At 55.4% G+C, this 12382-nt stretch carries 14 protein-coding genes; 8 read left to right on the top strand and 6 right to left on the bottom strand.

Translation table 11 applies throughout. From position 1 onward, the window contains the following. Together L692_RS27720 and L692_RS0104055 are read right to left on the bottom strand one after the other, a co-directional pair. A partial coding sequence (locus L692_RS27720) for an acylglycerol kinase family protein (RefSeq protein ID WP_036721898.1) occupies positions 1 to 244 on the bottom strand: 244 nt, incomplete at its 3' end. Positions 245 to 341: 97 nt separating this feature from the next. Beyond that, the gene (locus tag L692_RS0104055) at positions 342 to 680 is read right to left on the bottom strand and encodes a DUF4870 domain-containing protein (RefSeq protein WP_025697448.1); all 339 of its coding nucleotides are present in this window, start codon (positions 678 to 680) and stop codon (positions 342 to 344) included. A 627-nt stretch (positions 681 to 1307) separates the two neighbouring features. On the opposite strand from L692_RS0104055, the gene L692_RS0104060 reads away from it, so the two are divergent. The 8 genes from L692_RS0104060 (at position 1308) to L692_RS0104090 (ending at position 7728) form a co-directional block, all read left to right on the top strand. After that, complete coding sequence (locus L692_RS0104060) at positions 1308 to 1496, top strand: hypothetical protein (RefSeq protein WP_025697450.1); 189 nt, start codon at positions 1308 to 1310, stop codon at positions 1494 to 1496. Between the two features lie 343 nt (positions 1497 to 1839). After that, a complete protein-coding gene (coxB, locus tag L692_RS0104065; protein WP_025697452.1) occupies positions 1840 to 2886 on the top strand; it encodes a cytochrome c oxidase subunit II in 1047 nt (348 codons plus the stop codon). Between the two features lie 119 nt (positions 2887 to 3005). Beyond that, positions 3006 to 4844 carry a cytochrome c oxidase subunit I gene (ctaD, locus tag L692_RS0104070; RefSeq protein ID WP_025697454.1) on the top strand — a complete coding sequence of 613 codons (1839 nt, stop codon included), beginning with the start codon at positions 3006 to 3008 and terminating at the stop codon, positions 4842 to 4844. 7 nt (positions 4845 to 4851) lie between these two features. Further along, the gene (locus L692_RS0104075; RefSeq protein WP_025697456.1) at positions 4852 to 5478 is read left to right on the top strand and encodes a cytochrome (ubi)quinol oxidase subunit III; all 627 of its coding nucleotides are present in this window, start codon (positions 4852 to 4854) and stop codon (positions 5476 to 5478) included. A gap of 3 nt (positions 5479 to 5481) precedes the next feature. After that, entirely contained in the window at positions 5482 to 5805 is a 324-nt protein-coding gene (locus L692_RS0104080; protein ID WP_025697457.1) for a cytochrome C oxidase subunit IV family protein, read from the top strand. A 370-nt stretch (positions 5806 to 6175) separates the two neighbouring features. Beyond that, positions 6176 to 6304, top strand: coding sequence for a hypothetical protein (locus L692_RS33775; protein ID WP_269636711.1), 129 nt, complete (start codon positions 6176 to 6178; stop codon positions 6302 to 6304). Positions 6305 to 6321: 17 nt separating this feature from the next. Then, positions 6322 to 7227 carry a cytochrome c oxidase assembly factor CtaG gene (ctaG, locus tag L692_RS0104085; RefSeq protein ID WP_025697459.1) on the top strand — a complete coding sequence of 302 codons (906 nt, stop codon included), beginning with the start codon at positions 6322 to 6324 and terminating at the stop codon, positions 7225 to 7227. A 36-nt stretch (positions 7228 to 7263) separates the two neighbouring features. Further along, the gene (locus L692_RS0104090) at positions 7264 to 7728 is read left to right on the top strand and encodes a DUF420 domain-containing protein (RefSeq protein ID WP_025697461.1); all 465 of its coding nucleotides are present in this window, start codon (positions 7264 to 7266) and stop codon (positions 7726 to 7728) included. An 86-nt stretch (positions 7729 to 7814) separates the two neighbouring features. Here the strand turns inward: L692_RS0104090 and L692_RS0104095 are convergent, their stop codons facing one another. From L692_RS0104095 to L692_RS32385, 4 genes are all read right to left on the bottom strand, one after another. Next, positions 7815 to 9512: a methyl-accepting chemotaxis protein gene (locus tag L692_RS0104095; RefSeq protein WP_025697463.1), complete on the bottom strand. Its 1698-nt coding sequence runs from the start codon at positions 9510 to 9512 to the stop codon at positions 7815 to 7817. A gap of 12 nt (positions 9513 to 9524) precedes the next feature. Continuing rightward, positions 9525 to 10817, bottom strand: coding sequence for an ABC transporter substrate-binding protein (locus L692_RS0104100; RefSeq protein ID WP_025697465.1), 1293 nt, complete (start codon positions 10815 to 10817; stop codon positions 9525 to 9527). Positions 10818 to 11030: 213 nt separating this feature from the next. Next, complete coding sequence (locus tag L692_RS0104105; RefSeq protein WP_025697467.1) at positions 11031 to 11861, bottom strand: PIG-L deacetylase family protein; 831 nt, start codon at positions 11859 to 11861, stop codon at positions 11031 to 11033. Positions 11862 to 11897: 36 nt separating this feature from the next. After that, the coding region (locus tag L692_RS32385) for a hypothetical protein (protein WP_025697469.1) at positions 11898 to 12382 on the bottom strand (485 nt) is incomplete at its 5' end.

Consider the following 12382-nt stretch of genomic DNA (forward strand, 5'->3'; position numbering starts at 1 on the left):
CGCCGCCCGCCAGCACCGCCGCCAGAACGCTGTGGATCGTTCCGTCGCCGCCGACCACCACGCAGGCGCTCCATTTCTCCCGGCGCTTAAGCGCCCGCATCACCTCGCGCCCGGCGCCGGACGCGCTCTCCGTATGCAGCGCCTCGTACTCCACCGCCCGCTCCTTCAGCCGCTTCTCGGCCCGCAGCCAGGCGCGCCGCCCTGCTCCGCCGCCGGAGCGCGGATTGATTACAAACAGGTACATTCCGTTTCCCCCAGGCCCAGATTCATGCTGTTCATCTCTTACATTGTACCAAAAGAGCAGAGGCAAAAGGGAATCCCTTTCATAAACCGAAAGGGGTTTACAGCCGCCGCAGCTGCCGCTCCGCGATATCTCCGGCCCAGGGCAGCTTATACCAGGCGCCTCTCAGCGCATGATACGTCATCAGCAGCCAGACGCCGCAGCTGCACAGGAAGATGAGCGCCGCCAGCAGCGGGCCGATGAAAGGCAGCAGCCCTACTAGAACATGGCCGACCATTAACGTGCCGTAGGAGAGCAGCGACTGAAGGGAGTGGAACAGCACGAACCGGCTGCGTTTCTCCACAGCGAGAAAGATGATGCCCCCGGCAAAGGGGAACAGATAGCACAGCGCAGCCGCGATATAATCCGGCAGACCGACGGATGAACGAAAAGGGGACAAGGGCTTCACTCTCCTGTCATATGAACAACGAGCGCTTGGCATAGGCCGTCCTTCGGGCGCTTTCTCCATACAAGCTTATGAGTGGCCGGGACAAAGTATGAGCTTAAGCCTGCTTGCCCTATCATCCGTCCTTCGCGTGTGTGCGGCTGTCCGGCGGGCGAAAACCTTTTTCAATAAATATTTCTGAAAATTTTCATGAATGGCTTGACCACTGGTCCAATATCCATGCTATAATAGAACGTGTGTTCCGGGACATTTTGCCAATAAAGTTTTTCATGTGGACATTTTGCAGGAAAGGTGGAAGTTGGACCGGAATATGATACAATAAAACGATAAAGCCCGAAAGGAGTGATCACAGACTTGGCTTTTCGGGTAATCACAGTGTCAGGCTGTTAATCACACCTGAAGCTTTCAGCCCAAATCGCGACGAACCTGCTTCACCAGTCCATGCATGCGTTGGCTCGGCTATTCATCCGGCCAATCAGCGAATGGATTGATAAATGCAAGCGGATTTCGATCTCTGAACATCTGGAGCTAGCCCTTGCATTTCGAAGTAACGGCGGACTTTTCATCATGCATTCTCTACAACGGAGCATTCATTTTCAATGTTTTGGGAGGGAACTGATCATGGCAAGTAAAGGTCACAACGAAGTCAAGGAAAGTCTGCGGGAAATGACACGTATTTTCCGGCCCAAGGATCCCAAGAAATTCGTCAAAGAATATGTCCGTAAATATCGGATTACAGGAGGCTATGAGGAAGAACTCACCATGGTCGTAGAGCATGAGCTGGTAAAGTTAAATTCGTCAGTCTCTTAACGTTTGTCTTTCATCCGCAAGGATTTTATAACCGTGATTTGCGAAAGCCGCAGAGAACGGTTTTTTTGTGCATGCTTGACCTAAACGTGGATTCAAGTGGCGAAAATTTGTCAAATGGATATATAGAGGGGAGAAGGTGTTGTAAGCGGTCTATCTGCCCAATAAATATAATATCGCTTTCCGAAAGCGATTGCAAACGTTGATTTGACAAGCTTTTTCGACATTGTGAAATAAATGTGAATCATTGACAAAACAGCCGTTGAAAATTATATTAAGAGTGATTGTTATAATTGACAGCTTAGGTAATGTAAACGATTGAAATTGGAAAAAGCGGGGTTGATCTATGATGAGAACGTGGCACTCTGCAAGGCGGCTTCTTCTCCTGATCGCGGTGTTCGGAACGGTTCTCGTCGGCTGCGGCCGCGAAGATCTCTCGGTCTTGAGGCCGCAGGGGCCGGCCGCCGAAAGCTCGCTGGGACTGATGAAGCTCGCGATTTCCATCATGATTGTCGTGCTGCTGATCGTTTTTTCCATCGCGGCTTATGTGCTGATCCGTTTCCGCCGCAAGCCGGGACAGGATGAAATTCCGGAGCAGATCGAAGGCAGCCTCAAGCTGGAGGTGCTCTGGACGGTTGTTCCGCTCATTCTCGTCATCGTGCTGGCGGTTCCGACGGTGAGGACGGTGTTCGCCCTGGGCGACAATCATTCCGGCGACAAGAACGCGGTCAAAGTGAAAGTGACCGGCCACCAGTATTGGTGGGAATTCGAATACCCCGATTTCGGCATCAAGACGGCGCAGGATCTCATTATTCCCGCAGGCAGGAACATTGCCTTTGAACTGACGACAAACGATGTGCTCCATTCCTTCTGGGTCTCCTCTCTTTCCGGCAAAATCGACACGAATCCGACCGGAGCAACCAACCGGTTCAGCTTCAGCGCGCCAAAGGAAGGCGTGTACCGCGGCAAATGCGCCGAGCTGTGCGGACCTTCCCACGGGTTCATGGAATTCAAAGTGAAAGCGGTTAGCAATGATGAATTCAAGCAATGGATTGAAGCGCAACAAGCCCCTGCGGTGCTTCCGGAAGATCCGGCGCTCGCCAAGACCTTCAAGAATCAGTGCCTGACATGCCACGCGGTCGGCGATCAGGGGCTGGCGGTAGGGCCGAATCTGACCGGCATCGGCTCCCGCGAATCGGTTGCGGGCATTCTGCTCAATGACGATACCCGCCAAGACGGCGCGCCCGTGGAGGAGAATTTAAAGACATGGCTGCATGATACGCAGGGCGTAAAGCCGGGCAACCGAATGCCCGACCCCAAACAGGATATGGGCCTGACGGACGACGAAATCGACCGGATCGCAGGCTATCTGGCGGATTATAAATTGAACTAGTCACGTAAGCCCTTACCAAGCGGACATTTGAAAAGGGGGTACGAACCTTGGCTCAAGCAGCGCATACCTTGAAATCTCCGAAGCCCGCCGCGCACGGTGTCAAGCGGTATACCGGACTGATGGACTGGATTACGACCGTCGATCATAAAAAAATCGCCATTTTGTACCTGTGGGCGGGCGGCTTTTTTTTCGGCATCGGCGGGATTGAAGCGCTCCTTATCCGCTGGCAGCTGATTAAGCCCATGAATGATTTTGTGGATGCCCAGACCTTCAACGAGCTGATTACGATGCACGGCACCACGATGATCTTTCTCGGCGTCATGCCGATTATCTTCGCCCTGATGAACGCGGTCATTCCGCTGCAGATCGGCGCGCGCGACGTCGCTTTTCCTTTTCTGAACGCGCTGGGCTTCTGGACATTTCTGTTCGGCGGGTTGCTGCTTAACCTGAGCTGGCTTATGGGCGGCGCACCCGATGCGGGATGGACATCCTACACGCCGTTGTCCGGGGCGGCTTACAGCGGGACGCACGGCGTCGATTTCTACACGATCGGCCTGCAAATCGCCGGGCTGGGCACCCTCATCGGCGGCATCAACTTCCTGGCGACGATCATTACGATGCGCGCGCCGGGCATGTCGTTCATGCGGCTGCCTATGTTCGCCTGGACGACGTTTATCACCTCCGCGATTATTCTGTTCGCCTTTCCCGCCATCACCGTCGGCCTGGTGCTGCTGACCTTCGACCGGATTCTCGGCGCGAATTTCTTTGTCCCCGGCGGGGGCGGAAGCCCTGTGCTCTGGCAGCATATTTTCTGGATCTTCGGCCATCCCGAGGTGTATATTCTCATTCTGCCGGCCTTCGGCATGATCTCCGAGGTCATTCCGACCTTTGCCCGCAAGCGGCTGTTCGGCTACAGCTCCATGGTGTTCGCGACCATCCTGATCGCATTCCTCGGCTTCATGGTGTGGGCGCATCATATGTTCACGACCGGCCTTGGCCCGGTGGCGAACGCCCTCTTCGCCGTATCGACGATGCTCATTGCCGTTCCGACAGGCATCAAAATTTTCAACTGGCTGTTCACGCTGTGGGGCGGATCGGTGCGGTTTACCACACCCAATCTGTTCGCCTCCGGCTTCATTCCGACATTCACCATGGGCGGCGTCACAGGGGTTATGCTGGCATCCGCGCCCGCCGATTTTCAGTTCCATGATACGTACTTCGTCGTGGCGCATTTCCACTACGTCATCGTCGGCGGCCTGGTGCTGGGCCTGTTCGCGGGTCTGCATTACTGGTGGCCGAAGATGTTCGGGCGGATGCTAAGCGAGACTCTGGGAAAATGGACCTTCTGGACGTTCATCATCGGTTTTCACCTGACCTTCTTCGTGCAGCATTTTCTCGGCCTTATGGGTATGCAGCGCCGGGTGTTCACCTATCTGCCGAACCAGCATTTCGATACGCTGAACCTGGTCAGCACGATCGGGGCCGGGCTGATGGGTCTTGGCATGCTGTTCTTCCTGGCCAATGTCTGGATTACTTCGAGAAGGCCACCGGACGCTGGCAGCGATCCCTGGGAAGACGGACGCACGCTGGAATGGAGCATTCCATCGCCGCCTCCGGAATACAATTTCAAGCAGACGCCGCTTGTGCGCGGGCTTGACGCTCTGTGGAAGGAGAAGGCGGCGGGGAACAAGGGGATGATGCCTGCGGAGCCGATTGGCAGGATTCATATGCCTTCGGCGACGCCGCTGCCTTTCCTGATGTCGGCGGGCATTTTTATCGCCGGGCTTGGGTTCATGTTCAGCCGCGATGATTTCGCCAGCAGGCTCGTCGGCTTTTTGTTCAATAACTATATAGTGACCGGGCTGGGTCTGCTGATTGCTTTTGGAGCGATGCTGATGCGCTCGCTATATGACGATCACGGCTGGCATATCGAGCCGGAAGAGCTGGAAGGAAGGTGAACCGGATATGACAACGACGCATGCAGAACCTGTCCATGGCGGCCTGCCGCATGAACCGGAGAAAGCGACCGCCGAAGGCCGAAACAAAGTGCTTGCTTTCTGGCTGTTTCTCGGCGGCGAGGCCGTGCTCTTCGGCACCTTGTTCGCCACCTTCCTGGCGCTGCGGGGTCAGACCAACGAAGGCCCGTCGGCCAATGAGCTGTTCCATCTTCCACTCGTTGCGGCGGCGACCTTCCTTCTGCTCGTCAGCAGTCTGACCAGCGTCTTCGCCATCCAGGCGATGCACCGGAACCGCCCAAAGCTGCTCCGGAATTGGCTGCTTGTCACCGTAGCGCTCGGCGCGTGCTTTCTGGGGCTGGAAATTTACGAATTCAGCGAGTATGTAAGGCATGAAGAGTTCGGCATGACCACAAGCGCCTTCAGCTCGGCGTTCTATACGCTGGTCGGATTCCACGGCGCGCATGTCGCCTTCGGCATTGTGTGGATTTCGCTGCTGATCGGCCAGTTGGCCTATAAAGGGCTGACTGTTGTGACCGCGCCCAAAATCTACGTATCCGCCATGTACTGGCATTTTATCGACGTGGTATGGGTCTTCATCTTTACGGTTGTCTATCTGCTCGGAAAGGTGGGCTAGGCTATGGCTGCTGAACAGCATACCCGGGATAACGGTGTGAAGCGCCGCCATAGGCAGGAAGGCCCGCAGAAGCATGTTATGATATTCGTCCTCTCGGCTGTGCTGACGCTCATCGCCTTTGCGGCGGTGGCGGCCGGAGACGTCAACCCGGTCTTTGCGGTGCTTTTGCTGCTCGTTATGGCCGTGATTCAGGTCTTTATGCAGATGGGCTACTGGATGCATTTGAAGGATAAGGGGCATATGCTGCCGATTATTTTCATACTGGGCGGTTTCCTGATCGCCGGAACCTGTATCATCATGGCCTTGTACTGGGTCTGGTGGGATTGAGCGGGCGGCGGCCCGGGTGCGATTGGCTTGTTTAAGGTGACTGATTCGGTATAACGGGAATTCCTCCGCCTAATTTAACCAGATAACCTTTCAGGAAACACTTAAGTGGAAAAACTCCAGTTAATATGGGTAAAAAGGCAGAATTTGACCAGGGGATGCAAAATTAGAGGGGGAATTTCCCGTTCATTTGGCGATTGTCTGCTTAAGTGAGGGAATTAGAGGGAGATTATCCTGTAAAACCTGTGTCCCCTGCGAAGCAGAGCCAAGCAAGGCAGCCTGCATCCGGCAGGGGTGTCGGCGAGGCGTCCGGCGACGGTGCGCATGAACGGTTTGGCCCGGAGGTATTTGATGTGGACATGGGGCGATTTCCTTGGACACAGGTGCGCGTGAACTGCGCGGCCCGCAGGCCGCACTGTGCAAGGCCGATTACGGGTCATTGCTTCTTGCGGCCCGGGTGCACGGAAAGCCGGTTAGCCGGGAGGATGAATGTCTTGCTTAACGAGGGGGGCTTGGACGATGCTCGGACTGAATGCATTCAGCTTGGCCGATGTCTGGAGCCCGCTGTTTCTGGCGGGGATGCTGGTGGCGGTCTCCGGTTATCTTGTGCTGATCGGCCCCTTGTCCGGCCGGTTCGGAATGGCGGCTCCGGCGGCTCCAGGGCAGCGGATCTTCTTCGTTACGGGGGCGGCGGCGCTCTATCTGGCCCAAGGCGGTCCGGTCAGTCTGCTGGGCCATCTCATGTTCTCTTTCCACATGCTCAGCATGGCGCTGTCCTACTATGTCGCCGTCCCGCTCATGATGCTTGGCATTCCAGCGGAGCTGTGGCGGGCTGCCCATAGGGTCAATCCCTTTCGGCGGCTGGCTGTTCTCGCCCATCCGGTCACGGCGGCGCTGCTGTTCAACGGCCTGTTCTCCCTGTATCATATCCCGACGGTTCATGATTATGTGATGCTGCATTTTGCCGTTCACCGGTTGTATTACTTTATTTTATTCATTGCTTCGGCGCTGATGTGGTGGACGCTGATTAACCCGCTGCCGGAAAGGGATCGCTGGAGCGGACTGGCCAAGGCGGGATTTATCTTCCTGAATATGGTGCTGCTGACGCCCGCTTGCGGGCTGATTATTTTTGCCGATAAGCCGCTGTATGCGACGTACAGTGATCCGGATGCCTGGGCCAGAGCGATGGGCTACTGCGTTTCGGGCGGCGGCGCGGCGCTGCTGCGGTCTTTTGGCGGACCGTCCTTTTTTGAAGTGTTGTCCCCGAGGGTGGACCAGCAGGTTGGCGGAATCGGGATGAAATTCATTCAGGAAGTTATTTTTGCCTCCATGCTTGCTTCTGTGTTCTATCACTGGTATAAAAAAGAGAACGGGCAGGACGACGACGAACTTCCGGACTCTTCCGGGGTGAATGCGGCGAACTGACCTGTGCATCTGCCGGCGAGGTCTAGGAGGACGAACATGGATATATTCACAGTGTTTCCAACGATCAGCACATCGTTCATCGTCATCAGCGCGGTGCTTGTGGCTATCGGTTGGGGGCTCATCATTAAGGGCAAGCGCGAGGCGCACAAGAAGACGATGATTGCCGCTGCGGTATTTGCGGTGCTGTTCTTTCTTGTGTACGCGTCGAGAACGGTATTTGTGGGCAATACGTCATGGGGCGGACCGGAGAACCTGTCGGGGCTGTACCATGTGTTTCTCATTTTTCACATTGTGCTCGCAACCGTAGCCGCCGTATTCGGCATTACAACGCTGACGCTGGGCTTCAAGGCGAAGTACGCCAAGCACCGCAAATGGGGGAGAATCACCTCCGTAATCTGGTTCATCACGGCCATAACGGGCGTGGCGGTGTATGTGCTGCTGTATTTGTTGTACCCGGGCGGGCATACGAAGCCAGTGTGGGAAGTGATTATGGGCGCGTAAAGCGTCCGTCAAGCAAGCTTGTCATAAAGAGAAGGTGTCTCAGAAGCCATGGACATGGCAGCTAAGACACCTTTTTGATTGGCGGTCTACACCTTGAATTTATTGACCATTCCAATGAGCTCTTCGGACATCCTGGCGAGCGCCGAGGCGGAGCCGGAGATTTCCTCCATCGTGGCGAGCTGCTCCTGGCTGGCGGCGGAGACGCTTTCTGTGCCTGCGGCAGTGTTGTCGGCCACAGCTGAGATATGCTCGAAGGTAGAGACCAATTGTTGCGTGCTCTCCGAGATATCCTGTGAACTGGCTGTTACTTTAGCCATCTGCACTGCAACACCCTGGATGGACGAATAGATCCTATCAAAAGAATTGCCCGCCGCGAGCACCGCATCCATGCCGGAACTTACAACCTGGGTGCCGAGCGCCACTTTCTGCACGGTGGTCATGGTGTGTTCTTGAATGTTCTCAACCAGACCGGCAATATTCTGCGCGGAAGCGGCGGATTGCTCCGCAAGCTTCCGGACTTCCGCCGCAACCACGGCGAAGCCTCGGCCTGCATCCCCGGCCCGGGCTGCTTCAATCGCGGCATTCAGGGCAAGCAGATTTGTTTTACCGGCAATCTCAGAGATCACGTTGACCAACTGGTTGATATCCTGCGAGCGCTCACCCAGAACGGTGACCTCATGAGAGATGTCGCTCACCGTTTCTTCGATGTTGCGCATGGTATCAATGGCCGTGCGGATGTTCAGACTTCCTTCCTGGGCGAGCTGCGCAGAGCTGTCGGCCTTTTCGGACACCGTTGTGGCTTCGGTGGATAGCATTTCGGCTTCCTCGGACATATGGTGAATGGCCTTGAGTCCGTCCCTGACTGTGCCGAGCTGCCGTTCAGCCCCGGTCGCAACCTCTCCTGTAATCTCCACGACTTGCTCTGTCGCCTTGGCGGTCTGGTCGGCCCCGGCTGTCAGTTCCTGGGAGGCGGCCGCTACCTGCTCGGCATTCATGCCGACTTCCTGAATGAGCCGGCGCAGATGATCGGCCATGATATTGAAGGAGGCAGCCAATGTGCCGATTTCATCCTTTCTGGAAATCTTGAGCTGCTGCATCGTCAGATCGCCGCCTGAGATGACCTTTGCCGCGTTGGAAAGCAGCAGCACCGGTCTCGAAATCGACCGGCTGATCCAGAGGGCCACGGTCAGCCCGGTGATGATCGCAAGGACAGAAATTACCAGTGACAGCCTTTGGGTAGCCGCAGTCTGTGTTTCTGCGTTGGCCATTCCCTCTTTCAGCAGGCTCTCTTGAATATTCGTTAATTTCTGGGCTGCTTCATAGAATTTCCTGGAGATCGGCTCAATGCTTGTGGACCCGATTGCCATATAATCGGCTGTCTTGTTCTGCGCTTTCAGATCAAGCATTTGCTCGGCGTAGTTGGTGTACTGAATCTGCAGCAGGTTCAGACCTTGCAGCAGCAGCCACTCATCGGGATCATTGGTAATGGCCTCAAGCTGATAGCTAAGCTTCTTGTATCGGGCAATTGCGGCCGTATATTGTTCCAGGGACGCTGAGTCCGAGTATAACAAGTAGGAGTTCGTCGCTATTTTCTCATCATTGATCGCTATGCCCAGATCTTTAATCAGACTGACGGCAGTGGAGCGCCCGTCTATTAATTGCTTGTAGGTGCTCTCGATGCTGTTCATTTGAACAAAGTTGATCGTTCCTACGGCCACGAGCAAAATAAGTACCAGGGAAAAGCTGCCCAGCAGCTTTGATTTGATAGAATGCAGGATTGTCATCGCGCCACCTCTTTAGGAATTCATTTCTGCAAGCGTTGCCGTTGCCTCTTTGCGGAACTGCTGTGAGGCTGCCTCCGGCGTCTTCAATCCATCGTTGACTTGTTTGCCCAGGCGCAGCAGCAGGTTGTTTACCTTACTGGCTCCGCGCGGAGGCGGAGGATCAATCGGCTTGTTGTGGCTCGCGACGTACTCGATATAGTTGTACTGCTCTTTCCCGCTTTCGCCCGCTTGTTCCGCTAACAGCTTGCGAATCTTTCCGGCAATTGGCACCCCGCGCTCACCTTGCAGAATTTCATTTGCCGCCGTGTCATTCGTGAAGAAATCAATGAACTCGGCAGCGGCTTCCTTATGCTTGCTGTAGGACGAAACGGAGAAGAATTGCGACGGCTTCAGATAATTTCCTTCCTCTCCGCCTTGCAGCAGCGGCAATGGCATCATGCGGATCGGCCTTCCCTTAAGCTGGCTATAGAGAATGACCCGGTTGCTTGTAATCGGGCTAAAAGCGGAATCGCCTTTGACGAACAGCGAGTCTTTCTCTTCCTTGCTTCCGGAGAACCCCATAATGCCTTCGTTCACCAGTGTCTTTTGCAGTTTGAAAAAATCAGTCAGATCCTGGTCGTTCTCATATCCGAGCGCTTTGCCGCCTCTGCTGAACAGCGTCGCTCCTTTTTGCCGGATGTAATAGCTGAAGTCCAGCATCTCCGCATCCAGCGGATAGAAATCATCGCCAAGCTCGGCTTTGAGCTGTTTGCCTGTCTCAATCAATTGATCATAGGTGATTTCCTGCCCGGGTCCTTTGATACCCGTCTGCTGGAATACCTTGGGATCATAAATCAATGCCGGTGCGTTAACACCGAGTGAAATACCGTACAGCGCATGGTTGATTTTGCCCGGATTGACGTACACGCTGTCCACATCGCTCAAATTAATAGTACCCTTCTCCACGAAAGCATCCAGTGGTTCGAGCAGCTTGCGCATGGAATAATCGCTAATCATGCTGTAATCCATCTGCAGCACATCAGGGAAATCCTGATCCGCCGCCTTCATGGCCAGTTGGTCCCAATATGCCGATAATGGTACGGTGGTGCCTTCGATTGTAACTCCCGGATGCTGCTCTTCGAACAGCTTGATGACCGCTTCCGTTCGTTTCTGCCGGTCTTCCGACCCCCACCAGAAGACTTTCAGTGTGATGTTGGCATCCTCCGTCTTTTGTTCTTCAACGGCTTTGTCGGCGCAGCCTGCGACAATTAAAGCCAGGCAAGCCAAAATCATTATGAAGATGCGTGTCCTTGCATACTTCTTCACCCGTTTACCTCCCAAAAAAATAAATGACAAGCTGCAATATATATCGGTATGGGTCAGGCTAAATTGTATCGGTAATAATTTGGAAAATAAGGTGAGGAGAACGGGTTGTGAAATCCCATCGGCAATTGATCGGGGGTAGAGGGGGAAAAACAAGCAGGCGGCCCGCCGCCGGATGAACACCGGGAGCAGGCCGCCGCAATGTGCGATATGAGATTAATCCGCCAGCATCGGCAGCCACTGCCTTAATTCTTCCGCGCTCGCAGGGCGGCTGTACCGGGCGATTTCGAACGGTTCGGCATAGCGGACCTCCGCCGCCCGCTCTTTCCAGTACCACTGCTCCAGAGCGGGCAGCATTTTCGGAGAGACGTAGAAGGTCTCAGACCATCCTTCCAGCAGGTGCCGCTTCTTGTCTTCCCACTCTACGGGAAGCTGATCCGGGGTGCCCCGGTGCCACGCCGGGGACTCATAGAACTGCGTGGCGTGCGCGTCGCATGCGCGCAGCTTCTTCTCAATCGTTCGCCCGACATCAATGATGATATCCGCTCTGTAATCGTGGATCATCGTCGTGTCGGGCATTAGCAGAACCAAAGGCCGGATCAGCAACGCAGGCTCATCCGGCAAATAGCCGCGGACCGTCGTGAACGGCACCGCGTCGCTGACGATGAGTCCCGTATACCGGTTATCGGGACTGATTCCGCCTTCCGGGTGGAAGGTGATCACGATATCCGCTTTCCATCTGCGGATCTGCCGGATCACTTCGTTTCGGAAAGGCAGTGTCGGCTCGATCGTTCCGTCCGGTGTATCCAGAACTTCATATTCCTCAATGCCAAGACATTCCGCTGCGGCCTGGGCCTCCAGTTTGCGCCGCCGCGCAAGCGCATCCCCGTGCTGCTCGTAATGGCCGCAGTCGCCATTGGTCAACGAGAGAAACTTGACCTTATGTCCTCTCTCCGCGAACAAGGCGGCTGTGCCGCCCGCATACATATCCGCTTCATCCGGATGGGCGCCGATCACGATCACCCGAATCGGCCGTTCAATTTCCATAGCTGCTTCTCCTTCCGGCTGATGGCCTGAATGATATTAGTCCACGCGGCAGATACCGGCAGCGGCTTCTCCTTCCCGCGAGATGCCGAGCTTCCGGCAGATATCGTCGATATGCCGCCGGGATGATTCAATCCACTGCACCGCTTCGGCATATTCGAACGGCTCCGCATTAAGCTGCTGCCAGGTCTTGACCTCCCCCGTGCGGATGCGTTCCGTGTACCCCCGTACCAGTTCGAAATAGGCGGCGAACTCTTCGCGCGAAAGGTCGGGATGCCCCGCAATCCATTCCGGGTCGTACAGCTCGATGAGATGAGGCTCGCCCGGAAGGATGCCCCATTCCGAGCGGGGCACATCGTTCTCGAAGGTGAGATGGAGGCCCGGGTTATACTTGTTCAGCTCTTGAAGCACCGCAGGGAAATCGACGAGACCGGCTCCGCAGTGAACCGCCTTCTGGTAAGCGCCGCCATCGACTAGCTCGACATAAGCGTCCTTCAGGTGCGTCTGGCGAACAAACGGAGCGA

Source organism: Paenibacillus forsythiae T98 (genome assembly GCF_000520735.1).
GTDB classification, from domain to species: Bacteria; Bacillota; Bacilli; order Paenibacillales; family Paenibacillaceae; genus Paenibacillus_AQ; species Paenibacillus_AQ forsythiae.